The following is a 22,812-nucleotide window of genomic DNA, read 5'->3' as shown; positions in this document are numbered from 1 at the left end:
GAGTGTAGATGTATACGTGATACTTCAAGCGAGGTTAACGCTGTAATACTTTTATAGTGGAATGACTATATGACTTACAATACTAGGATTACCCCTATGAATGACATTAAACAACTAACCCTACACCCTCGCCAGCTTAGCTTTGAAATGCTACGTGATATCTACGAGCAGCCTGTCATATTGACATTGCCTGAGAGTGCTTATGCCGCAATAGATGCCTCACACGAAGATGTGCGCACCATCATTGCCCGAGACAAAAGCGCTTATGGCATCAATACTGGTTTTGGCTTACTTGCCAAGACACGTATCAGTGATGACCAGCTTGAGCTGCTACAGCGTAACCTGATCGTTTCTCACTCGGTAGGTACGGGTGACGCGCTACCAGATGGCGTAGTACGACTGATTATGGTGATGAAAGTCGCCAGCCTAGCACAAGGCGTTTCTGGTGTACGCCGCGAGGTAGTTGATAGTTTACTTGGTTTGATCAACAGTCAAATCACGCCAAACATTCCGGCAAAAGGCTCAGTTGGTGCCTCTGGTGACTTAGCCCCACTATCACATATGACACTAGCCATGATGGGCGAAGGTCACGTCTATGTCGATGGCAAAAAAGTCCTTGCTGCTGACGCCCTAGCACAGCATGGACTTGAGCCAATTACACTGGCAGCCAAAGAAGGCCTTGCACTCATCAACGGTACACAAGTATCAACAGCACTAGCATTACGTGGTTATTTCTTAGCGCGTGATTTACTTGAGACAGCAACCATCGTCGGCTCACTGTCGATTGATGCGGCCAAAGGCTCAGACTCACCATTTGATGCCCGTATTCATGAAGTACGTGGTCATCATGGTCAGATAGAGATCGCCAAAGCGCATCGTCAACTGATCAAAGGCAGTGCTATCCGCGCCTCGCACGATGGCGAGCAAGATGATCGCGTACAAGACCCTTACTGCCTACGCTGTCAGCCGCAGGTCATGGGTGCCTGTCTTGATATCATCAACCAAGCAGGAAAAACGCTACTTATCGAATCCAATGCCGTGACAGACAATCCGCTTATCTTTAATAACGAAGATGGTCCTGTCGCCATATCAGGTGGTAACTTCCATGCTGAGCCTGTGGCTTTTGCCGCGGATATTTTAGCCTTGGCAATCGCTGAGATTGGTTCTATGTCTGAGCGACGTATGGCTTTACTGATCGATGCAACCTTATCAGGTGGCTTACCGCCATTCTTGGTTGATAATGCTGGAGTCAACTCAGGCTTTATGATTGCTCATGTGACCGCCGCAGCACTGGCGTCAGAAAACAAATCTATCGCCCATCCTGGTAGCGTTGATAGTATCCCGACTTCTGCTAACCAAGAAGACCATGTGTCTATGGCGACCTATTGCGCACGACGCCTATACGAAATGGCACAAAACACTGCCACCATTATTGGTATTGAACTTCTGGCTGCTGGTCAAGGCATCGACTTCCATCACGGACTAGATACGTCAGAGCCTTTGACAATCGCGCATCAAAAACTACGTGAGCAAGTGACTTTTTATGATAAAGATCGCTACCTCGCCCCTGATATCGAAGCAGCTAAACAGCTGGTATTAGACGGTACGCTTGCTGAACATTGGCAAGAACTACGCAGCGATTGGTACGAGTCTAAATAAAGATCAATAAGCGGAGAGCAGCGATGACAATAGCGAGAACAGCAGCAACGACTACAAGTATTAGCCATACACCTGCTGATATGACCCAGTGGACAGGACGTGCAGAGCCATTTGAAACTACGCGTGCCCGCTATTGGTATCAGCTTGCTCAGCCTTATGAGGCTCAAAATATTGGGCTAATTGGTTTTGCATCTGATCAAGGCGTCAGACGCAATCAAGGCCGCGTAGGTGCTAGAGCTGCCCCGCCATTGATTCGTCGAGCTTTTGCTACGCTGCCAGTCATCGCTGATTTGCAACAACGTTTTGATGGTCAATTATCAACCTTATTGGGTGATGCTGGCGACATTCATTGTCACGACGATGATGATTTTGTCGACAGTTCTCTTGAGCAAGCACAGATCAAATATGCCGATGCAGTGAGTACTATTATTAAGCAAAGCGGATTACCTATCGGGCTTGGTGGCGGTCATGCCATTGCTTATGGTAGCTTTCTGGGATTATGGCAGGCATTAGAAAATACAAGCGAAGCAACTATCAGCACAAACACAGCACCTACTATCGGAATTATTAATTTCGATGCTCATCTTGATATCCGTCAGTCTGATGTAGCGACTTCTGGGACACCATTTCGCCAAATTGCCGAGCATCTTGATGTACATGGTCAGCCTTTTCACTATTGCTGTATTGGCGTCAGTCGGTTCTCTAACACGGCGGCGCTTTTCGATCGTGCCGAGCAATTGGGCGTACAGGTCATTAGTGATGAAGACTGTCATTATCAGCCTTGGGATACACTTGCTGAGCGGGTCAAAAGCTTTGTAGATCAGGTCGATACAATATATCTAACCATCGATATGGACTGCTTACCATCTAGTGTCGTCCCAGGTGTGAGCGCACCTGCCGCTTACGGCATTGAACTAGGTTTTGTTGAGCGCATGGTCAAAACCATCATGGCATCAGGCAAAGTAAAAATGGCAGACATTGCTGAGATTAACCCTACCTTTGATATTGACAGTCGTAGCTGCAAAGTCGCTGCTCGCTTACTAGCGACTATTGTAGAGCAGTACTTACTTAGCGCTTAGATCTTTAATAAAGGTCTCTGACTCCACAATAATTAGGAGCATATTATGAATGAATTAAAGAACTCCGTATCGAAAAATCCTATAGAACAAACGCTAGATGCATCTACTATGACATCATTTGATCATATTATTATCAATGCCAATATTGCTACTTTTTCAGAGCAGCATGGTTTTGGCATTGAGACAAGTGATAATGTCGATAATCAAGCTGATAGTAACCCATATGGTCAGCTACTTCACGCGGCTATCGGTATCAAAAATGGCAAAATCGCTTGGGTTGGCACACAGGATCAAATCACTGCTCATTTGCCTAAATATCAAGCTAGCCAAATCACAGACGTGGATGGTAAATGGATAACCCCAGGGCTTATCGATTGTCACACGCATATCGTCTATGGTGGCAACCGCAGCAATGAGTTCGAAGCGCGATTGCAGGGCGTTAGTTATCAAGATATTGCAGCACAAGGCGGCGGTATTGTCGCGACGGTCAGTGCTACCCGCGCTGCCAGTATTGAATCGCTATTTGCCCAAAGTGAAAAACGTTTAGTCGCGCTCATGAAAGAAGGCGTTACCAGTATCGAAATCAAGTCAGGTTATGGTCTCGACTTAGACACGGAGCGCAAAATGCTCACGGTCGCTCGTCAACTGGGAGAAAAATACGACATTCATGTAAGTACCACGTATTTGGCGGCTCATGCCTTGTCACCTGAGTATAAAAATCGTGCAGATGACTATATTGAGCAAGTCTGCGAGTGGCTGCTAATTCTGCATTCAGAAGGCTTGGTTGATGCAGTAGATGGATTTTGTGAAAATATCGCCTTTAGTACAGAGCAAATCAGACGTGTCTTTGAGGTCGCGCGCTCATTAGATCTACCAGTCAAACTGCACTCTGAGCAGCTGTCCGATATAGGTGGTAGTGCCTTAGTTGCTGAATATAAAGGACTATCGAGCGATCATCTAGAGCATTTGTCAGAAGAAGACATCAAAAAAATGGCCGCTAGCAATACGGTTGCCGTGATATTGCCAGGGGCGTTTTATACGTTACGTGACACTAAGTTGCCACCGATTGAGGCATTACGCAAACATCAAGTTCCTATAGCAATTTCAACTGACTGTAACCCTGGCACCTCACCGTTAACGTCGCTGTTATTGACGATGAATATGGGTTGTACGTTGTTTTACCTCACACCTGAAGAAGTGCTGGCAGGCTCGACAGTATATGCAGCACAGGCGTTAGGACTATCTAACAAAGGCAGAATAGAAGTGGGCTGCGATGCTGATTTAGCGCTATGGGATATTGCTCGTCCTGCTGACTTGGCCTATCAAATGGGGTTAAACCCTATCCAAGGTATCATGGTTCAAGGAAAATGGCGCGACACAATATAATCAACCTACCTTTATTTATCTCAATTAAAAAGCCCCAGTCATTCAATGATTGGGGCTTTGCTATTTGTCCATATTAACCAACCACTAAGGCTTGTTTACCACTTATAAGTAAGACTAGTTCAAAATACCAAAAGCGACCAACGCATCAGCCACACGTTTGAAGCCAACCATATTGGCACCAGCCATATAATCGATATACCCATTGTCAGTTTGACCATATTGTTCTGAAGCATTCGCAGCACTGTCGTGGATATCTTTCATAATACCTTTTAGACGCTCATCGACTTGCTCAAAGGTTTGATATTGACGGACAGAGTTTTGCGACATTTCAAGCGCAGATACTGCTACCCCGCCCGCATTAGCAGCTTTACCAGGTGCATAATGAACACGGTGCAAACGGATACAATCAATTGCTTCCGCAGTGAGCGGCATATTAGCGCCTTCCACCACATACTTCACGCCATTTTCGACCAATAATTTGGCATCAGCTTCATTGACTTCATTTTGAGTAGCGCATGGAATCGCAATATCAGCTTCAAACTGCCACGGTTTCTGTTTGGCAAGCCACTCGCCACCATAAACATCAACATACTCTGCTAAAGGCTTGTTTTGCTGCTTTTGTTTTTTGAGCCAATCAATTTTTTCTTGATTAAGACCCTTTTCATCATGCAACGTCCCTTGTGAATCAGAGACAGTTATTGCCATACCACCTAGCGCATTCACTTTTTCGGCAGCATGTAATGAGACATTACCTGCTCCTGATATCAGCACCTTTTTGCCTTGAAGCTTATCGTTCTGAGCGATGAGCATATTTTCTAAGAAGTAGACTGCACCGTAGCCAGTCGCCTCTGTACGCATCAAGCTGCCACCAAAGCCCACGCCTTTGCCAGTGATAACCCCTGTTGATTCACGCGTTAAATTCTTATACATCGCAAACATATAGCTAACTTCTCGACCACCGACGCCGATGTCACCAGCAGGCACATCCATGTCTTTGCTCACGTAATGATGTAGCTCACGCATAAAGGCATAGCAAAAACGACGTATCTCGCTGTCTGTTTTACCTTTAGGATCAAAATCTGACCCACCTTTACCGCCACCAATAGGCAAGCCAGTTAAGGCATTTTTAAAGATTTGCTCAAAGCCTAAGAACTTCAATACGGATTGATTGACGGTAGGATGGAATCTAAGACCGCCTTTGTAAGGGCCTAGAGCATTGCAAAACTGCACACGCCAACCACGATTGACTTGTACCACGCCTTGATCATCTTCCCAATTGATACGAAAGCCAAATACCCGATCAGGCTCTACCAAACGCTCGAATACCTTTAACGTACTATATTCAGGATGCGCATCGTATAAAGGTTGAATCGTAATTGCCACCTCTTTTACTGCTTGAATGAATTCAGGCTGATGGGCATAACGTGCTTCGACTTTTTGGATGGCTTCACTGATGCTCATGTATTTCTTCCTTAGGATAAAACTGGTGATAGTAATTATTTACATCGACGCTACAACATATTGAGTAAACGAAAGGGCTATAAACGTTGATGTAAGACTGAAATCGCCCCTATACAAGATTATGTATAGAGACTGATAGGATCAAAAAAGCTGACTCAATTTGTATTTTTATAACGAATTTAGAAGTGTCAACATTTATCCCTCATGACTGTATATCATTTTTGAGACTTATAAGTCTAGTAAATATCTTCATCATAAGAATCTATAAGCGATTTTTATTAGCTAAATTTCAGCGGCTCCGTTTGATAGCAATGATGGACATTAATCTATAGTTACAAAGAATATCTCTATTCAAAAAAATACCAAGGATCTTGCTAGGTCTTCAACCGCTCATCGACTAGACATAATAAAAAACCACCATTTTCCTCGAAAAAATAAAGATAAAGGGTAATGATTTGATGACAAAAGGCATAAAAGTCCAAAAAATTTACTTTTAATTGGGCAAATGTATATCAATATTATTAGGAAGGAATTATAATACCTTTCTTTAAACAAGGATATTTTTGACTAACTTCATTAGTTCATAAATAAAAAACCAATCACCAGTACAGAGAAAGCGATATGCGTACAGATTCATTTCAGCAGATATTGGAAGACTTAAACAGTTCATCAGCAGATGTTGAAGCATCTGCGCTAATCTCTAACGATGGTCTTATGATTGCTTCAGCTCTACCAACCGGCGTGGATGAAGATCGTGTGGGTGCTATGTCAGCAGCATTATTATCATTAGGTGACCGTGCAGGCCGCGAGTTGGCACGCGGTAGTATCGATCGTATTATGATTCAAGGCGAGAAAGGCTACGTCATCATGACCTCATCAGGCGATGAAGCCGTACTCACCATCATGGCAAAGCCCAATGCCAAGCTTGGCTTGATATTCCTAGATATTAAGCGTGCTTCAGAAGCATTGGCAAAGCTCATTTGATTAGCGACTGCTTATCGAACTTATTAGCTTTTTAATCACTATAAACATAGTCGGTTCAATATAATTTGAATACAAGAAAGCCGAGTGAGAGTACTACAAGTAGTAGACTAAGCAAGGCTGACACCGTGTTCAATTTATAGAGGATTGACGATATAACGATCAACGAAGGAGATGACCATGGGTTCTCCAATCCCTGATGCACACAAACCCGATATGCCTGCTGAGCAAATCACAATGACTTATCATGATGGCACCTCACGGACTGTCTATGATACTGGTATAGAGCGCCCCTACCCAGACGGTAAGCTGATTGTCTCGCGTACCAATCTCGCCGGTATCATCACTCACGTCAACGATGCCTTCGTCGAAATCAGTGGCTATCATGTAGATGAATTGATTGGCCAACAGCACTATATTTTGCGTCATCCTGATATGCCAAAAGCTGCCTATAAAGACTTATGGAGTACTGCCGAGTCTGGACAAAAATGGCATGGCTATGTCAAAAACTTATGCAAAGACGGCAGTCATTATTGGGTCTATGCCACTGTGGTGCCTAACGTGCGTCGCGGTGAAACCGTCGGCTACACCTCGGTACGACGCAAACCATCACGCAGCAAAATTGAAGCGGCGATGACTCAATATGCCCAAATGAAACAAGATGAGGAAGGCTAACTCATGACGACACACAATATGTTAATCGCCCCTGATTTTTCGCCTGATCGCTTTGCAGGCTGGCACATGTTCAACACCTTGATTCAAAAACGTGCCAACTTAAACATGCATCTCAATATCCCTACCTCTCACGCTGAGCAAGAGCAGGTCATTAGTGCCGGTGACATTCAAATCATTTATGCCAACCCTTTTGATGCAGCCACTCTCATCCGCGAGCAAGGCTATCGAGCCATTGCCCGACCTATCGGTAAATCTGACGAGATGATCATTGCAGCCGCTGCCAATAGCACTATCAGCCGTTTGGAAGACATTCAAGCAGGGGCTACTGTCGCCATGGCTGACAACCGAGATGTCAAACTGATTGGTTTGCGATTGCTAGAAGCCGTCGATATAGAAGCCTCTGATCTCAACTGGGATGTGACCGAGACCTATCAAGCGGCTGCCCGAAAAGTGATCAAAGGTGAAGCCCAAGTCGCGTTTTTCTTGGCAGAGATATTTCATAGCTTTTCACGCTTGACCAAGACTCAGCTGTCAGTACTTATCGAAAGTGACTTGGCTGATATCAGTCATGTGTTACTAGTCAAAGAAGACTTTCCCGATGCACAAATCTTCCTAGAAGCCATCCTGAATTTGCACAACGATGCAGATGGTAAAGAAGCCTTGGCTGAGCTCGGCATGCCTCAAGGGTTTGAGCCAATGAGCGAAGAAGATGCCGAGTTTATGATTGATTTAATGCAGACGTTATTGGATTAGTCGCTCAACCATTGTATTGATATCAAGCGCTATTTCTCTGAACTACATCATCGCTTGTCGTATGACATCATTATCACTGAAGCAAGCACCGTCGTCATAATAGCGATGACAGGAGGGTATTATTATGTCTGATTCAGACCTGATCAAAGAAAACGAAAGAGTCGCGCACCGAGTATTTCGGTTTTACTCTCGTAAAGTATTTTTGGCACCCAACAACCGTCACTTTCATGAGCAGCGTATCAACGCAGCTTTGCTATTGACGGAGAAAGAGCCGTTACAAGGCGCTGTAGCGGACTTTTTTTATGGTTGCTGGTTTGATATCCCATACGATGTAAACAATCTGTTTACTCGTATCAAAGATCGTTTGTATCCTCATGTCCAGCAAGGCTTTCGCGATTGCATTGATAAAAAAAGATACATCCAGCGCAATAGTATGTTGGCCACTCGTTGGAGTGTGCTGATATCCCCTTCTCTCAATGAGCAAAAGCAACGGCTGCGTATCAGCAGCGACGATGCCCGAGAAATCGCTAAAGATATCACCACTGAGCTGATGCAAGCGCGTGAGGACGAAGACTGGGGTACGATTGAGCAAATCGAAAATGAGTTTTTTGCCCATTGTACTGCGCGCAATGATCGTCTCGCATTTTCGCTGGTATGGTTTCGCTTGGGTAGAAGTGATTGGCAGTTCGATGCGCGCTGGGACAACTGCCAACAACATCTCGATCAAACTATAGTCAAATCCATATAAATCAGCTACGTCGTCATCCTCGCTAAGCATACTAATGTATAACTTACGCTCGGTTTCCTTGTATCGAAGTTATTTGAACTCAACGATATAGAAGCTTAATTTGTCACTTATTAATCACTTTTATCATAATGGTAGTTACTATGTCTTCTTACTTAAATGCTGATAAAACCTATCTCACCCTGACGCCAGCTGGTATTTTTGAGGCGTTTTCACAGAACGAACCGACTGATGAGCAGCTAGCATTACAGAATTTGCTGTCTTATGATCAGACACTGCTCGCTGCTGACTGGCTTCAGCGTTATTCTGAACAATGGCTACAAGGTTTCATCGAACAAGGTTGGATTGAAAAACTGTCGCTATTTTTACCAGCGCCTAACTTACCATTGGACCAGTTTTTGCCTTATGTCGTGGCGAGCTTATCTGGTAAACGCCGAGCCGCGATTGGATCTGATGAAGGGTTTTGTTTGGCACGAGTTGGCTATAGTCAAGAAGAAGCGGATATGCTCAGTGTCGCCGCCGCTGATTTTTCAGGCTTTATGCTCCGCCAAAAGCAACGTGGGTGGGCAGTAGAGAGTCAGGCAATCTCGTTTTTTCAGCAGGTCGACCTACTCATTCCTGAGACCAGCTTTGTGTTTTTATGGATAGACAATGCAGGCTACGTTCTCATCATCGATGGCGAACCTCTGACCAATAGTCGCGCTTTTGTAGAGCTGGTATGGGCACTCAAAACCTCTGGATTGAGATTTCTTAACTGATTTAACTTGCTTAATTGATTCCGCTGTATCGACTGTTTCGATACTCAAGCTCAATCTTTTACGCAAACATAAGCAGTGCGTTTAACTCAAATTAAGCCCACTGCTTATGCTTATACGAAATTTTTCGTACCATCTTTACCTATATCACTCCCTGATATCAACCAACTCTACGCAGCAATAACAATACTCTCAGAATTAACAATAACTTGTGAGAATTTAGGTCATACTCTCATCACACATTTAGTTATTTTCTTGCCACGACTTCAGTTGCCACAAATCTCTAACCTTTCAAACATCTATACCGCTTCCAACATTTTAATTATCTTTTTCAACGTTGTACCCTACCGAAATCGGCAACCCCTGCCAAACCTTGCATTCTTGCTTATTTTTTAGGACAGTTTATGACTTCGCTGACCACTGTGCGCGTGCGTTATCAAACGATTGAAATTGGCAATACCGACATTCATATTTGTACTTTGCGTGACAATCAACAATTTAGCGACCCTGATGACGAAGCGTTAAATTTGGGTATCTGCTCTGCTTCTTGGCCGATGTTTGGGGTGATATGGCCGTCAAGCTTGGTGCTTGCCAATCATATGCTCGATTACGATATTGCAGGCAAACGTATTTTGGAAGTTGGCTGCGGTATGGCGCTCTCTAGTCTGCTATTGAATCATAGACATGCGGACATCACAGCGACTGACTATCATCCAACGGTTGAGTATTTCCTTGATAGAAATACCACGCTGAATAATACCAAAGAGATAAACTTTGAGCGTTTAGACTGGGCAGAGGACAATAGCCATCTTGGCAAGTTTGATATGATTATCGGCAGTGACTTGCTCTATGAAGACCAACACATTGACATATTAGCTGAGTTTATTGACCGCCATGCTATGCCGACTTGCGAGGTCATCGTGGTCGATCCTGGTCGCGGACGCAAAAACAAACTAACCAACAAGATGACTGAATTTGGCTTTAGTAGTAAGCACGTTAAACCTGAAAATACGACTTATCTAGACTTACCGTTTAAGGGACATATTTTGACGTTTTCGCGTGATAATAGTAGCCAAACAGAGTAAAAGACAGCCGTCAATGCAATTAAGTGAGCACAGTATCTTGCCGCTGATGCCGAGTAATTTTGTATAGCACATGCTCAGCGAGCCGATGATTAAGGTCAAGCATAGGGTGATAGAAATCCTCCTGTGTATTGGTCATACCAAGGCGCTCCATAACCAATTGTGAGCGCTTATTGATAACGGCAGTAAAGGCAACCACTTCCTCAATCTCTAGCTCAACAAAGGCAAAATCCAGAGATGCTCGGGCAGCTTCAGTTGCATAACCTTGTCCCCAATAGTCATTATGTAAGCGCCAAGCAATCTCGACAGCAGGAGAAAACGGCATATCGGCATGCGCATGATTTAACCCAACCATACCGATAAAAGTATCTGTTTCTTTTAGACTCACCGCCCAAAAACCCCACCCATTATCATCAATCAGCGACTGGCATTTTTTGGCGATAGCATTACTCATCGAAGTAGTTAATAACTTAGGAAAGTATTCCATTACTTTAGAATCAGCATTCATCTCAGCGAATGGCGCAAAGTCGCTCGCTTGCCACTGTCTGAGATACAGTCGTTCGGTTTCTATCATATTTATAATTTTATTCTCTCGCATTTCGTTGTTCAAAATGAATACTGTTCAAAATCAATTAAATTAATCAAGTTAGCTATCAAGCCAGCCTTGTTGTTTGGCAAATGCTAGCTGCTCGGGCGTATCAATATCGTAGCTAAGTTGGTCATTATCGACCTCACCTATTTGATCAGCGGGCAACCCTCTAATGAGGTGACGAAGCCCTTTATCTCCTATCAATTCTGACTGCCACTGTCTAAGCAATTTATAGTTAACTGCTAAAGGCAGACCTATAATATCAGACACCGTTTGATCTCGATTTTGATGTTTCGCTAAATCTTGCCAACTGTGATAGCGACTGGCCACTACCGTCTGCTTGCCCGCTAGCAAAGCTGTTAAATGTGGCTCATCTAATAATACTTGATCTACTCCCATGATGAGCACTCGATCGATTGAAGTTGATTCAAGAGCAACAATTGCCTCAACACCCAGACTCAAACTATGCGCCATACCAGTATCAGCTTGTGAGTTCACCACTATTTGAACCGTTGGATATTGATTAGCCAACTCTGTAATCGTACTAGCAATCAAACGATGGTTATCAGGAATGACAACGACGATGGCTTTCGGATTGGTAGTTGTTGTCAGTCGAGTCATATAAGTAATTAACGGATCGCCATGTTTAACAAGTAGCTGCTTGGGTTGGCCAAGGCGCTGACTGAGGCCACTTGCCAAGATGATGACCGCATGGTTTTGGCTCTGCTGTTCAGTACTTTTTGTATGTTCAGCACCTTCTGTAAATGCACGCTTGCTCATACGCCACTCTGGACAGTATTGGCATCTGTATTACTACTCACCGCTGGGATATCTGAAACATTGTTATGCGAACCACTTACTGGAGCATCTTGATTGTGCATGACTGCATTAATCTCTGCCATGATGCCAAGCGCGAGTGCCTCAGGGCCATCTCCGCCCAGCTTATAACCAATCGGATAATGCAATTTATGAATGCCAGCTTCTAACATAGTAGGATTGCTAAGATTCATGCTAATCTCATTAATCAAGCGTTCAGTACGATAGCGCGGCCCCAATTGCCCTAAGTATCTATAATTGTCTGGATGTTCGAGCAGTATTGCTAGGCGAGCACGATCTTGACTCAAACTGTGTGACATCAGAGCGACGGCTGCGTTATTACTGAGCTTAAGCAAAGTCTCACGGTCATCTAAGGGTATCGACATCACAACATCTGCTTGAGGAAACCGCATACGCGTCGCATATTGCGAGCGACTGTCTACGACCGTCACATGCCAATCTTGTAGCTTGGCCATGGTCACTAGTGGCATCACGTCGTTACCTGCACCGCAAATCAATAGACGCAATTGTGGTTGCAGGCGTTGCACAAGCCACTCTGTTGTTACCTTGCCGTTTTCCACCGTCACATATTCGGCATTTTTATCAGATAGCTTATATTCTGCTAACTCTTCTACGGTATTGGCAAGTATGCTTGAAAACGCTGTCTTCCCTAGTGCAGAAACGCTTCCCAAACTGCGGTATTCATCTAAATTAATCCGCATCCCGATTTGCAAGTTATCCCTGTTTTGCGATACAGAACCTTGATGCTGATAGTCGTTAGCACGAATCAAAGTCGCTACAGTAATCGGCTGCTGAGTACGTCGAACATTACGGATTGTCTCTAGCAATGGCGTTGCTGTCGTTAGTCGCTCAAACAATACATGCACTCGCCCATTACAGCCCAATCCAAAATTAAGCTCATCAAAATCCGCTTCATCTAAGCCGCTATTTAAGTCGTTATCTAAATCGCTATCTGGCCCATCATATATATCAGACTTAGTTTCTTTAGCACCTGCTTGCGCTTGGCCATCGTCAGCATATTGAATGTCATCACCCGTCTGATAAACTTGCACATTGGCACCGTTACGAGTAAGCCAGAAGGCACGTTTGATAATGTGCGGCTCCAAGCAGCCACCACTAATCATCCCAACTGAGCGACCATCCTCACAGATGAGCATCATCGCGCCAGCACGGCGATATGCTGAGCCTTCAGTACGTACAACCGTTGCCAATACAGCATCAATACCTTGTTGCTTAGCTTTGATTGCCAGCTTAAGAATGTCAGCGACCTGATTCATAACGCCTCTTATTTGGTAGTTATTTTCTTGATAATAACGAAATATACTGCTGATTGAGTTATAAAAACCCGCTCATTAAGCGGGTTGCTGTCGTACATATGGCTTAAAAATTTACTCTGGCATCTCGTAAAGCAATTTATCAAGCGTAATCGGAAAATCATAAACGCGTACGCCGACGGCATTATAGACAGCGTTAGCAATCGCGGCGGCAGCACCAGCAATAGCAGTCTCCCCAATGCCCTTGATATGCATTGGGTTGGTATAAGGATCATCCTCTTCTACCAATATCACATCTAACTGTGGTACATCGGCATTGACTGGCACATGATATTCAGCGAGATCATGGTTACACAGGCGTCCGTCACGTTTATCGTGGATGACCTCTTCCATCAACGCTGAGCCAATACCGAATACCATGCCACCATAGCATTGCGAAGTCGCTGTTTTATGGTTAAGAATACGACCAGCGGCAAATGCACCTGTCATACGTTTCACCCGAATCTCACCAGTGACTTTATGAACCGCCACTTCAGCGAAGTTCGCACCAAAAGAGGCTTGGCGATGGCTCTTACCGTTCTTACCCGGTTTTATCTGGCCTTTGGCAGTGATTTTTTGCTCATCATAGTCAGCGACCACATCCGCAAGCGCATAAGACTCTGTATTATCAAAATCATACTCTTGTGATGCTGACTGTCCTGATAGCGAAAGCCCTGTGGTTTGCGATAGCTTATCAATAGTGCTGTCAGCAAATGATTGGCCGCTCTTTTTGGCAGCTTCCATTGCCGTTAAAGCATGCTCGCCTGTTTTCTTGATTTGACCATTGTCTAACTGAATGTTGTCAGGATACAGACCAACTTTTTCTGCTAGCATTTCACGCAGCTGCTCACAAGCAAGATAGACACCACTACCCGCACTCGCAGCACCCCAACTGCCACCTGAGCCTGATGCTGGTGGCAATGCACTGTCACCTAGTTTCATCTCAACATGGTCGATAGGCAGTCCTAACAGGTCTGCCGCTACCTGAGAAAACACCGTATAAGACCCTGTACCGATGTCTGTCATGTCTGTCTCGATAACTGCTTTGATACCAAGTGCTTTTGACTCATCTACCTGTAAGGTTGCACGTGCTTCAGATGGCTGTAATTGGTTACCACGGGCAGCCGCCGCCATGCCTGTACCTATCCACCAGTCACCTTCTAATTGACTGGCAGGCTTGGGATTATGCTTATCCCAACCAAACTGTTCAGCGCCCTTCTCCATACAAGCGACTAGCTGACGGGTGGAGAAAGGAATCTCTTCGGTAGGGTCCTCTTCAGGCTCATTACGGCGGCGCAGCTCGATTGGATCAATGTCCAGCTGTGAGGCTAGCTCGTCCATGGCACATTCAACCGCAATCAAACCCACCGCCTCACCCGGCGCACGCATCGAGCCTGATAATACTTGATTCATATCTACCATCTGATAATGTACACGGCGGTTTTCACCACGGTATAGATAATGGGTAGATAATGCCGTCGGCTCAAAAAAAGCTTCTCCTGGCAAATTACTGGTCGTAGTATCATGAATAAATGTGTTGATAATACCTTCTTTATTACAACCAATAGCGATACGCTGACGCGTGTTTGAGCGTCTGACCGTTGCTTCCATCACTTGTGAACGCGTCATCGTGATTAGCACAGGACGACCCAGATCTTTCGCAGCAATCGCCGCTGCAATAGATTCAGGAGCAATACCGAGCTTACTACCGAATCCACCACCCACATAGTGTGCGATCAGTTGTACTTGATCTTTATTTAGGTCCAGAGCATCCATGACTTGCTGTTTGCAAGAAGCGATCATCTGATTGGAAGTATACAGAACGAGCTTATCGCCTTCCCAATGAGCCAACGTTGTATGGGGCTCCATCGGAGAGTTGCTTTGACTTGGGGTATGATAAAAGCGATCAACGGTCACTGCCGCATCAGCTAAGCCTTGGTCTGGATCGCCTTGGACATTATTTTTATCAGAGCCTTTTTCTTCATCTACCGCATGTGCGTTAGAGAGCTCTTGGGTAAAGTTCAGTGCCGCTTGGTCAGTCTCATCCTTATAAGTCACTTTCAGCGCTTTAGCGCCTTCTCTTGCCGCCTCAAAAGTCTCAGCAACCACGACAGCAATAGGCTGACCATGATAAAAAATCTCGCTAACCCCTTGCTTGGGTGCTTTAGTTTTTGTCCCTTGTTGAGAGTTACGCAAAAAGTGCTCAGGATCGGTCACGACTTTAATAATATTAGGAATGCCTTTTAGAGAGTCACTATCGATACTCTCAACTTGACCTTTAGCAATGGTCGCGCCTACCAATACACCATAGGCTTGATTGTCCAAGTATATTTCGGCACTGTATTTCGCTTGACCGCTAACCTTTAGGGAACCATCAACACGGTTAATTGGCTTACCAACCAGTTTGCTCGCTGTTGTGCTAAACAAAGACTCAACAGGCTCATCCATGGTCATTTTTTTGGTCGGTTCTGACTGAGTGATTGATTCAAATAATGACATGATTATGCTCCCTCGCCCGCTAGTGCGCGCTGAATGACTTGTTTTAGTAGGCGACGCGTCAACGGTATTTTAAAGTCGTTTTGACCATTACCTTTGGCATCATTCAATAACAGATTGGCAGCTTGCGCGATAACATCATTATTGCCATCAGTACCCATTAACAACGTTTCAACTTCCTCGTTACGCCATGGCTCCGTACCGATACCACCAAATGCCAATCGTACCGTTTTTAGATTACCGTTATCATCAGCGTCTATCACTGCGGCACAGGACACGAGCGCAAACGCATATGAGGCGCGATCTCGCACTTTGTCATAAGTATGCATACCTTTGACAGGTGCAGGTAATACAACGTGAGTAATCAGCTCACCTGCTTCCAATACGTTTTCGATATGCGGCGTGTCTTTTGGTAAGCAATAAAAATCCTTCACATTGATAGAACGAGTCGATCCATCCGCTTTAACTGTCTCGATAGTGGCATCAAGCAAGCGCATTGCTACCGCCATATCAGATGGATGCTGAGCAATACAGTCATCGCTCGTGCCCAAAATAGCTAGCGTACGGTTCTCGCCATTAATAGCTGGACAACCGGTTCCCGGTTCACGCTTATTACAGGCGCTGTCCGTCTGATAAAAATAATAACAACGGGTGCGCTGTAAGAAGTTACCGCCAGTCGTTGCTTTATTACGCAGCTGACCAGTCGCTCCTGCCAAAATCGCTCGGGATAATACTGGATAATTTGCAATAACCTCAGGATGCGCTGCCAAATCGCTGTTGGTCACAAGCGTACCGATACGCAAACCACCGTCAGCAGTGGTTTCGACTTGCTCTAATTCTAAACGGGTAATATCAACCAATTTAATTGGCGTTTCAATCTCCAATTTCATCAAGTCTAACAAGTTGGTACCACCTGCGATAAAAGACGCATCTTTGGTACTAGCAGATATTGCCGCTTGCTCTGGTGCATCAGCACGACTATATTCAAAGCGTTTCATGAGCGGCCTCCTGTTGTAGCAGTTGCTGTCTTGTTATTCGCTGAGGTCCTACCAAGTTGCGCCTCGCTCGGTGGCGGTGACCAGATACCTGTCACGCTTGAGTTTTGCACTGCGTTGTCTGTTGTTTGAGTACTAGACTCTGATACTTGACTCTCTGAAACCTGACTCTCAAGCACTTGTGAAATGGCTTTAATGATATTTGGATAAGCTGAGCAACGGCAGATATTACCGCTCATGCGCTCAGCAATTTCTTGTACAAGGAGACCATCAGGATTTTTTAAGTCGGTGCTAACATGGCTTGGCCAATTTTGTTTCACTTCTTCTATCAATGCGGTCGCTGAACAAATCTGACCTGGCGTACAGTACCCACACTGAAAAGCGTCATTGTCTTTAAACGCTTGCTGCAATGCCGATAATGACTCTGGCATCCCGATGCCTTCGATCGTTGTGATGTCATCACCATCATGCATAACGGCGAGTGTCAGACAGGAATTGACCCGTCGTCCATTGATGAGCATGGTACAAGCCCCGCATTGACCATGGTCGCAGCCTTTTTTGGGTCCAGTAATTTGTAGGTGCTGACGACAGACGTCGAGCAGTGTCGTACGAGCGTCAAGATTTTCGAGCTGATAATCTTGCTTATTGATTGTTAAGGTCAAAGTAGACATGCTGGCTTCTCGCTGGCAGGTGAATATAATAGAGTGGTGAAATACGCTTCAAAATGACAATGTCAATAAATTTATTATGACGTATGAAAACAGTTGTTTTGTTTTTACTTTGTAGGGATTCCAGTGTAGTTTCTAATCTGCAAAATTCTCGAAATATTAGCGCTGCTACTCGAAATGTTAGCGCTGCTAATAGGTAGTATATTTTTTATCATCAGTTTTTAACGTTATTTCAAAGGAAGTCCCTAAAAAAAAGCCCCATAAACAGTCAGTTTACGAGGCTCTTAAATAGAATTTTTACGTATAGTATTTAGTAGATCTGTCTATCAAAAATGTTCTTTGCTTAGATAATAACTGGCTATGCCTTCGTGATAATCGTTTCTTCATCAAAACGTGATTTTGGTAATTCAGCGTTAAAGTCATCTTTACTACGATAACCAAGTGATACGACTGCCACAGCGGTGTAGCCTTTACTACGTAAATCAAACTCTTTATCAAGTGCTTTCAAATCCGCCCCTTCCATCGGAACCGCATCAATACCCAAAGCTGCTGCCCCTAGTAGCAAAGCGCCCATATTAAGATACAATTGCTCTATCAACCAATGTGGTTCGTCCTTTTGCTCATAACGACGAATGTCCAAAAACATTTTACGCGTCTCATGCATTTGCTCTTTAAATTTTGGCTCTGCAAAACGACCATCTGCATCTTCTTTTTCTAAGATGTCATCCAAAAACTCATCATCAGCATAGACACGGCTACAGAATACAATGACGTGCGAGGCACCTTTTACTTTGGCATCGTTGAACTCATACATGCCCTCAGTGCCTTTTGCGATTCGGGCTTTACCTGCTTCATCATCAGCAATGACAAAATGCCACGGCTGAATGTTGGTACTCGAAGGACTAAGGCGCAAAATATCCTTTAGACTTTGGAAATCTTCTGCTGAGATTTTCTTATCGGTATCAAATTCTTTTGTGCTGTAGCGCCAGTTCATTGCTTCAGTGATGTTTTTCATCTATGACTCCGTTATTGATATTTGTTCTTCTTAGAATTTTTCTTCTTCGATTGCTATTTAACGAAGTCACTTTAAATAAAAAGCTATTTTATAACTATGCTTGCTTGGTTAAGTATTCGTAGGTTTTGTTATGACTGAGTCAGCGTATTGCAAAAACGCCTACTTTCTTATTAGTAATGGTTACAATTACGCTACCGAATTGGCGACGCCGACTGCGCAGACTACATTGTAATCACTTAGTCATTCTCTTAGTATGAACTGACTTGATACATGGTAACTAGTTATAGTTGTCTGATAACTAGGTATATCTGCTTGATTCCAACTGATATGCCACTATCTATATATCCCAAACAAAACATACATAATAATACCCGTGAGGAAATATGAGCACATCAGAAAAACCACTCCGAATAGATATCGTCTCAGACGTCGTCTGCCCTTGGTGCGTTATCGGCTATCGTCAATTGGCAGCAGCACTTGAGCAAACCAATACCGCTCACACTATCCACTGGCATCCGTTTGAGTTAAACCCAAATATGCCAAGTGAAGGTCAAAACCTACGTGAACACATCATTGAGAAGTACGGCTCTACTAAACAAGAATCAGATGCTAGCCGAGTCAGAATGACTGAAGCTGGACAAGAAGTTGGCTTTGAATTTAATTTCAATGATGATACACGCATGCACAACACCTTTAACTTGCATCAGCTGATACATTTCGCTGATCAACAAGGCCGCATGCATGAATTAAAGCAAGCCTTGTTTGCCGCGCATTTCACCAATAACAGAGATATCTCCGATATCAACGTGCTTGCCGATATTGCAGCAGAGACTGGGCTTGATCGTAGTGAATCATTGGCAGTGTTAGAAGGTCAATTCTTTGCGAAAGAAGTACGAGCAGAAGAGCAGCATTGGCAACAGCAAGGCATCCAAAGTGTACCAGCGATTATCTTTAATGAGCGTCATCTGGTCAGCGGCGCTCAAGGGGTCGAGAACTATGTCAGTATCTTAGAGCAATTGGCCAACATGAACATGACTGAGTAAACCACCTGACGTTATAAAAATGTCATTCTATAAAAGGATACTTTATGTCTTCTGAACGCTTTCCCTCGATTATTGTATTCGACGTCAACGAAACACTGCTCGATATCGATACGCTAACGCCTTTATTCATACGCGTCTTTGGCAAGCAAAGAGTGCTAAGAGAATGGTTCGCTCAGCTAGTACTGTACTCGCAAACTATGACGTTGTCCGGTCTCTATACGCCTTTTGGTGAACTTGGCGTTGGTGCTCTGCAAATGGTTGCTGATATCAGACAAGTGACTTTGACAGATGCTGATATCAATGAGTTCAAAGAAAGAATGAGCTCGTTGCCGGCTCATCCTGATGCAGCGCCAGCACTGACTCGTTTGCGTGATGCAGGGTTTCGACTGGTCACGCTGACTAATTCAGCAAGCAGTGCGTCTCCAACGCCATTAGAAAAAGCAGGACTCAGTCAATTCTTTGAGCAGCACTTTAGTATTGAGACTGTTGGCAAGTTCAAGCCAGCACCTGATACTTATCAATTGGTGGCTGATACGCTAGCCGTTGATACGTCAGACTTATGTCTTGTTGCCTGTCACCTCTGGGATACTATAGGTGCACAAGCGGCAGGTTGTCGCGGTGCATTTTTGACCCGTCCTTATAATGCAATGCTGAACGCGCCCAATGTACCAGTTCCTGATTTGACTGCATCAGATTTATCGACACTAGCGGATCTAATCATTAGCAAAAAGAATGCTTGATACATTTAAACTTTAAGCTATGCGTGAAAATAGTATTAAAAAAAGGCTGCTTCAATATTGAAGCAGCCTTTTTATTTTTAACAAAGCATTTCTAAGACAATAACGTCGTTGCTAACTACTCTGAGAAGTGTACAACCGTACGGATACTTTCGCCTTTGTGCATCAAGTCAAACGCTTCGTTGACGTCTTCTATTGGCATCGTATGAGTGATGAAGTCTTGTAAAGGAATCTCGCCCGCTAGATAACGCTCGACATAACCTGGTAGTTCTGTACGACCTTTTACACCGCCAAATGCTGAGCCCTTCCAGACTCGACCAGTCACTAACTGGAATGGACGGGTTGAGATTTCTTGTCCAGCACCGGCCACACCGATGATGACCGACTCGCCCCAACCTTTATGGCAGCACTCTAGCGCTGAACGCATAACATCGACATTACCGATACATTCAAACGAATAATCAACACCGCCATCGGTTAGCTCAACGATCACTTCTTGAATCGGTTTATCGTAATCTTTCGGATTGATGCAATCGGTTGCGCCTAGTTTTTTAGCTAACTCAAACTTGCTCTCGTTAATATCAATCACAATGATACGGCTGGCTTTTGCCATAGCAGCACCGATGACTGCGGATAGTCCAATGCCGCCTAGACCAAAGATAGCAACGGTAGCGCCCTCTTCAACTTTTGCAGTATTCATGACCGCGCCCATGCCAGTAGTCACACCGCAACCAAGCAAGCAAACTTCTTCTAATGGCGCTTCTTTATTGACTTTAGCCAAAGAAATCTCTGGTAAAACCGTGTACTCAGAGAAAGTTGAGCAACCCATATAATGGTAGATAGGTTCGCCATCTTTATAGAAACGTGTGGTGCCATCTGGCATCAAGCCTTTGCCTTGAGTCTCGCGTACTGCCGAGCAAAGATTGGTTTTGCCTGAGCGGCACATTTTACAAACGCCGCATTCTGCCGTGTACAACGGAATAACATGGTCACCAACCTGAACGCTGGTCACGCCTTCACCAACTTGCTCAACGATACCGCCACCTTCATGACCCAAGATCGCAGGGAACACGCCTTCTGGATCTTCACCGGATAAGGTAAACGCATCTGTGTGACAGACACCACTGGCAACGATTTTGACCAATACTTCACCTTTACGCGGTAGCATGACGTCCACTTCTTCGATAGATAGTGGCTGTTTTGGACCCCACGCGATGGCGGCTTTTGATTTAATAAACTTATCAGACATAAGAATTTCTCTTTTTAATTGATTGTTATTTATGGGTGACGACATAACAGTTTTGTTATAAGTACAAGCAGTTCTAAAAGTTTGCTAACCCATCTTATGGATTTTAGCGGTCACTATATCTACAGTTAAAACAAATAAAGATAGACTGAGCTTATCTTGCCTGCCTTCTATAGGCAAGCATCGATGACAGTAAAACACCATCTATTTACATTTATACTAACCATTATATTTATTTCTGAGCGGATAACAATATGCTATATTTGCAAATATCTTTTACATATTGGTAATAATCATGCGCTGGGAAGGAATTAGTGAGTTTGTCTATGTCGCAGAATATGAGAGCTTTACACGTGGTGCAAAAGAGCTGGGGATCTCGACTGCACAAGTCAGCCGTCAGATCAGCGCGTTAGAGAAACGCTTAAATATAAAGCTACTATATCGAACCACACGCAAGGTCTCATTAACCGAAGAAGGCCGTGTATTCTATCAGCATTGCCGCAGTGTGCTCGATGGCTTGGATGCCGCTGAGCAAGCCGTAAGTAACTTACAATCAAAGCCTCAAGGCAGAATAAAACTAACAGCGCCCGTTACTTATGGTGAGCAGCAGTTATTACCACTCATCAATAATTTTATGATGCAGTATCACGATATCGAAGTGACTGCCTTTTTGAGTAATCAGAAAATTGATTTGATTGAAGGGGGTTATGATTTGGCGATTCGTATTGGCAAATTGCATGACTCGACGATGATGGCAAAGAAACTTAGCCTGCGTACTAATTTTGTCTGCGCTGCGCCCTCTTATCTAAAAAAACACGGCATACCACACCATTTAAGTGATTTAAGTCAACATAACTGCTTACTAGGTACTCGTGACTACTGGCACTTTATAGATACTGCTAAAGCAAAAGAGAATAGCGATACTAATGGTAAAACAGACAACCAACAAACGAGCGTAGAAAGAAACCTGCGTGTCTCTGGTACGGTGCAATATAACAGCGGCTATAGTCTGGTCGATGCTGCGCTAAAAGGTCTGGGTATCGTACAGCTGCCTGATTATTATGTACAAAAGTATTTAGCATCTGGTGAGTTGGTCAGTTTACTTGATGACTATAGAGAGCCCGAAGAAAGCATTTGGGCCATTTATCCACATAACCGTCATTTATCACCAAAGATTAGACTGCTCGTAGATTATTTGGCAGAACATTTGGTTTAACGTTCTGTTAAGACGTATTGCAATCACAAACCTGATTACGCACAATGAATATTCGATGTTGCTCATTATAGTTAGGACTAA

21 protein-coding genes are annotated in these 22,812 nt (G+C 44.2%); 12 read left to right on the top strand and 9 right to left on the bottom strand.

Annotated features, from left to right (window positions below):
- Positions 1-96: 96 nt before the first annotated feature.
- The 3 genes from hutH to hutI all read left to right on the top strand — a co-directional run bounded on the left by hutH (position 97) and on the right by hutI (position 4,124).
- Positions 97-1,659: a histidine ammonia-lyase gene (gene hutH / locus CXF62_RS08435; protein ID WP_102093878.1), complete on the top strand. Its 1,563-nt coding sequence runs from the start codon at positions 97-99 to the stop codon at positions 1,657-1,659.
- A 23-nt stretch (positions 1,660-1,682) separates the two neighbouring features.
- Positions 1,683-2,738: a formimidoylglutamase gene (hutG, locus tag CXF62_RS08430; RefSeq protein ID WP_102093876.1), complete on the top strand. Its 1,056-nt coding sequence runs from the start codon at positions 1,683-1,685 to the stop codon at positions 2,736-2,738.
- 108 nt (positions 2,739-2,846) lie between these two features.
- Positions 2,847-4,124, top strand: a complete 1,278-nt coding sequence (hutI, locus tag CXF62_RS08425) for an imidazolonepropionase (RefSeq protein ID WP_228153205.1) — start codon at positions 2,847-2,849, stop codon at positions 4,122-4,124.
- A 114-nt stretch (positions 4,125-4,238) separates the two neighbouring features.
- Here the strand turns inward: hutI and gdhA are convergent, their stop codons facing one another.
- Positions 4,239-5,585, bottom strand: a complete 1,347-nt coding sequence (gene gdhA / locus CXF62_RS08420) for an NADP-specific glutamate dehydrogenase (RefSeq protein WP_102093873.1) — start codon at positions 5,583-5,585, stop codon at positions 4,239-4,241.
- Positions 5,586-6,206: 621 nt separating this feature from the next.
- On the opposite strand from gdhA, the gene CXF62_RS08415 reads away from it, so the two are divergent.
- From CXF62_RS08415 to CXF62_RS08390, 6 genes are all read left to right on the top strand, one after another.
- The gene (locus tag CXF62_RS08415) at positions 6,207-6,569 is read left to right on the top strand and encodes a roadblock/LC7 domain-containing protein (protein WP_010201036.1); all 363 of its coding nucleotides are present in this window, start codon (positions 6,207-6,209) and stop codon (positions 6,567-6,569) included.
- 177 nt (positions 6,570-6,746) lie between these two features.
- On the top strand, positions 6,747-7,241 hold the full coding sequence (locus tag CXF62_RS08410; protein WP_102090406.1) for a PAS domain-containing protein: 495 nt from the start codon (positions 6,747-6,749) through the stop codon (positions 7,239-7,241).
- 3 nt (positions 7,242-7,244) lie between these two features.
- Positions 7,245-7,994 (top strand): PhnD/SsuA/transferrin family substrate-binding protein, encoded by a 750-nt coding sequence (locus CXF62_RS08405; RefSeq protein WP_102093871.1) that lies wholly within the window; start codon positions 7,245-7,247, stop codon positions 7,992-7,994.
- A gap of 124 nt (positions 7,995-8,118) precedes the next feature.
- The gene (locus CXF62_RS08400; protein WP_102090408.1) at positions 8,119-8,742 is read left to right on the top strand and encodes a hypothetical protein; all 624 of its coding nucleotides are present in this window, start codon (positions 8,119-8,121) and stop codon (positions 8,740-8,742) included.
- A gap of 140 nt (positions 8,743-8,882) precedes the next feature.
- Positions 8,883-9,497: a hypothetical protein gene (locus CXF62_RS08395; RefSeq protein WP_102093870.1), complete on the top strand. Its 615-nt coding sequence runs from the start codon at positions 8,883-8,885 to the stop codon at positions 9,495-9,497.
- 401 nt (positions 9,498-9,898) lie between these two features.
- Entirely contained in the window at positions 9,899-10,579 is a 681-nt protein-coding gene (locus tag CXF62_RS08390) for a class I SAM-dependent methyltransferase (protein WP_102093868.1), read from the top strand.
- 19 nt (positions 10,580-10,598) lie between these two features.
- Here the strand turns inward: CXF62_RS08390 and CXF62_RS08385 are convergent, their stop codons facing one another.
- The 7 genes from CXF62_RS08385 to nfsB all read right to left on the bottom strand — a co-directional run bounded on the left by CXF62_RS08385 (position 10,599) and on the right by nfsB (position 18,489).
- Positions 10,599-11,150: a GNAT family N-acetyltransferase gene (locus tag CXF62_RS08385; RefSeq protein WP_102093867.1), complete on the bottom strand. Its 552-nt coding sequence runs from the start codon at positions 11,148-11,150 to the stop codon at positions 10,599-10,601.
- Positions 11,151-11,222: 72 nt separating this feature from the next.
- Positions 11,223-11,945: a nucleotidyltransferase family protein gene (locus tag CXF62_RS08380; protein WP_102093865.1), complete on the bottom strand. Its 723-nt coding sequence runs from the start codon at positions 11,943-11,945 to the stop codon at positions 11,223-11,225.
- The gene (locus tag CXF62_RS08375) at positions 11,942-13,279 is read right to left on the bottom strand and encodes an XdhC family protein (protein ID WP_102093864.1); all 1,338 of its coding nucleotides are present in this window, start codon (positions 13,277-13,279) and stop codon (positions 11,942-11,944) included. The genes CXF62_RS08380 and CXF62_RS08375 overlap by 4 nt, the downstream gene beginning before the upstream one ends.
- A gap of 111 nt (positions 13,280-13,390) precedes the next feature.
- Positions 13,391-15,814, bottom strand: a complete 2,424-nt coding sequence (locus CXF62_RS08370) for a xanthine dehydrogenase family protein molybdopterin-binding subunit (RefSeq protein ID WP_102093862.1) — start codon at positions 15,812-15,814, stop codon at positions 13,391-13,393.
- A 2-nt stretch (positions 15,815-15,816) separates the two neighbouring features.
- Positions 15,817-16,809 (bottom strand): FAD binding domain-containing protein, encoded by a 993-nt coding sequence (locus CXF62_RS08365; protein WP_102093861.1) that lies wholly within the window; start codon positions 16,807-16,809, stop codon positions 15,817-15,819.
- Positions 16,806-17,477 (bottom strand): 2Fe-2S iron-sulfur cluster-binding protein, encoded by a 672-nt coding sequence (locus tag CXF62_RS08360; RefSeq protein ID WP_102093859.1) that lies wholly within the window; start codon positions 17,475-17,477, stop codon positions 16,806-16,808. The genes CXF62_RS08365 and CXF62_RS08360 overlap by 4 nt, the downstream gene beginning before the upstream one ends.
- 355 nt (positions 17,478-17,832) lie before the next feature.
- Entirely contained in the window at positions 17,833-18,489 is a 657-nt protein-coding gene (nfsB, locus tag CXF62_RS08355) for an oxygen-insensitive NAD(P)H nitroreductase (protein ID WP_102093857.1), read from the bottom strand.
- Between the two features lie 383 nt (positions 18,490-18,872).
- Between nfsB and CXF62_RS08350 the strand changes: the two genes are divergently transcribed.
- Both CXF62_RS08350 and CXF62_RS08345 read left to right on the top strand, forming a co-directional pair.
- A complete protein-coding gene (locus CXF62_RS08350; protein WP_102093856.1) occupies positions 18,873-19,532 on the top strand; it encodes a DsbA family oxidoreductase in 660 nt (219 codons plus the stop codon).
- A 44-nt stretch (positions 19,533-19,576) separates the two neighbouring features.
- Positions 19,577-20,272: a haloacid dehalogenase type II gene (locus CXF62_RS08345; protein WP_102093854.1), complete on the top strand. Its 696-nt coding sequence runs from the start codon at positions 19,577-19,579 to the stop codon at positions 20,270-20,272.
- A gap of 115 nt (positions 20,273-20,387) precedes the next feature.
- On the opposite strand, the gene CXF62_RS08340 is transcribed toward CXF62_RS08345, so the two are convergent.
- A complete protein-coding gene (locus tag CXF62_RS08340) occupies positions 20,388-21,518 on the bottom strand; it encodes an S-(hydroxymethyl)glutathione dehydrogenase/class III alcohol dehydrogenase (protein ID WP_102093853.1) in 1,131 nt (376 codons plus the stop codon).
- A gap of 292 nt (positions 21,519-21,810) precedes the next feature.
- Here CXF62_RS08340 and CXF62_RS08335 point away from each other — a divergent pair, with 292 nt between their 5' ends.
- On the top strand, positions 21,811-22,731 hold the full coding sequence (locus CXF62_RS08335; protein ID WP_102093851.1) for a LysR family transcriptional regulator: 921 nt from the start codon (positions 21,811-21,813) through the stop codon (positions 22,729-22,731).
- Positions 22,732-22,812 lie beyond the last annotated feature (81 nt).

The organism is Psychrobacter sp. MES7-P7E, from assembly GCF_002863645.1.
GTDB lineage: Bacteria > Pseudomonadota > Gammaproteobacteria > Pseudomonadales > Moraxellaceae > Psychrobacter.
Note: the sequence above shows the minus strand (reverse complement) of the source record. Positions and strands in the feature narration are given on the sequence as shown.

What these genes read in the sequence shown, in the direction of transcription:
- hutH (WP_102093878.1), top strand. Translation starts at nt 97, where the DNA reads ATGAATGACATTAAACAACTAACCCTACACCCTCGCCAGCTTAGCTTT.
- hutG (WP_102093876.1), top strand. Translation starts at nt 1,683, where the DNA reads ATGACAATAGCGAGAACAGCAGCAACGACTACAAGTATTAGCCATACA.
- hutI (WP_228153205.1), top strand. Translation starts at nt 2,847, where the DNA reads ATGACATCATTTGATCATATTATTATCAATGCCAATATTGCTACTTTT.
- gdhA (WP_102093873.1), bottom strand. Translation starts at nt 5,585, where the DNA reads ATGAGCATCAGTGAAGCCATCCAAAAAGTCGAAGCACGTTATGCCCAT.
- CXF62_RS08415 (WP_010201036.1), top strand. Translation starts at nt 6,207, where the DNA reads ATGCGTACAGATTCATTTCAGCAGATATTGGAAGACTTAAACAGTTCA.
- CXF62_RS08410 (WP_102090406.1), top strand. Translation starts at nt 6,747, where the DNA reads ATGGGTTCTCCAATCCCTGATGCACACAAACCCGATATGCCTGCTGAG.
- CXF62_RS08405 (WP_102093871.1), top strand. Translation starts at nt 7,245, where the DNA reads ATGACGACACACAATATGTTAATCGCCCCTGATTTTTCGCCTGATCGC.
- CXF62_RS08400 (WP_102090408.1), top strand. Translation starts at nt 8,119, where the DNA reads ATGTCTGATTCAGACCTGATCAAAGAAAACGAAAGAGTCGCGCACCGA.
- CXF62_RS08395 (WP_102093870.1), top strand. Translation starts at nt 8,883, where the DNA reads ATGTCTTCTTACTTAAATGCTGATAAAACCTATCTCACCCTGACGCCA.
- CXF62_RS08390 (WP_102093868.1), top strand. Translation starts at nt 9,899, where the DNA reads ATGACTTCGCTGACCACTGTGCGCGTGCGTTATCAAACGATTGAAATT.
- CXF62_RS08385 (WP_102093867.1), bottom strand. Translation starts at nt 11,150, where the DNA reads ATGATAGAAACCGAACGACTGTATCTCAGACAGTGGCAAGCGAGCGAC.
- CXF62_RS08380 (WP_102093865.1), bottom strand. Translation starts at nt 11,945, where the DNA reads ATGAGCAAGCGTGCATTTACAGAAGGTGCTGAACATACAAAAAGTACT.
- CXF62_RS08375 (WP_102093864.1), bottom strand. Translation starts at nt 13,279, where the DNA reads ATGAATCAGGTCGCTGACATTCTTAAGCTGGCAATCAAAGCTAAGCAA.
- CXF62_RS08370 (WP_102093862.1), bottom strand. Translation starts at nt 15,814, where the DNA reads ATGTCATTATTTGAATCAATCACTCAGTCAGAACCGACCAAAAAAATG.
- CXF62_RS08365 (WP_102093861.1), bottom strand. Translation starts at nt 16,809, where the DNA reads ATGAAACGCTTTGAATATAGTCGTGCTGATGCACCAGAGCAAGCGGCA.
- CXF62_RS08360 (WP_102093859.1), bottom strand. Translation starts at nt 17,477, where the DNA reads ATGTCTACTTTGACCTTAACAATCAATAAGCAAGATTATCAGCTCGAA.
- nfsB (WP_102093857.1), bottom strand. Translation starts at nt 18,489, where the DNA reads ATGAAAAACATCACTGAAGCAATGAACTGGCGCTACAGCACAAAAGAA.
- CXF62_RS08350 (WP_102093856.1), top strand. Translation starts at nt 18,873, where the DNA reads ATGAGCACATCAGAAAAACCACTCCGAATAGATATCGTCTCAGACGTC.
- CXF62_RS08345 (WP_102093854.1), top strand. Translation starts at nt 19,577, where the DNA reads ATGTCTTCTGAACGCTTTCCCTCGATTATTGTATTCGACGTCAACGAA.
- CXF62_RS08340 (WP_102093853.1), bottom strand. Translation starts at nt 21,518, where the DNA reads ATGTCTGATAAGTTTATTAAATCAAAAGCCGCCATCGCGTGGGGTCCA.
- CXF62_RS08335 (WP_102093851.1), top strand. Translation starts at nt 21,811, where the DNA reads ATGCGCTGGGAAGGAATTAGTGAGTTTGTCTATGTCGCAGAATATGAG.